Genomic DNA, 429 nt, shown 5'->3' with positions numbered 1-429 from the left:
TGATTGGGGTGAAGTCGTAACAAGGTAGCCGTATCGGAAGGTGCGGCTGGATCACCTCCTTTCTATGGAGAATCGTTTCCTGCAATGGAAACATTCAAATCGGAAGCTTAGCTTCCATTAGAACCCTTGGGTTCGAACACTCACTCGTTGCTCAGTTTTGAGAGTTGAAGCTCTCAAAAGTCTGTAACTTCTATCGACACAGCCGTGTTCGACCAGAACTTACAGCAACTTGATCCTTGAAAACTGGATACCGAAACGAAAATGCGTTTTAGAACATTCCTTTAAGCTGAACTTGTGTAAACAAGTTTATATTATAGCGATGCTGGCGATTTTCCCTCTGGGAAAACGCAATGGTTAAGCTAATAAGAGCACACGGAGGATGCCTAGGCGCCAGGAGCCGACGAAGGACGTGGCGAACAACGAAACTGC

1 rRNA gene is annotated in these 429 nt (G+C 45.9%); it reads left to right on the top strand.

The features are described from left to right. Positions 1-62 (top strand): 16S ribosomal RNA (locus AC0MA3_RS26405); the annotation flags it as partial. Positions 63-429 lie beyond the last annotated feature (367 nt).

It is taken from the genome of Paenibacillus sp. LS-5, assembly GCF_056121505.1.
Note: the sequence above shows the minus strand (reverse complement) of the source record. Positions and strands in the feature narration are given on the sequence as shown.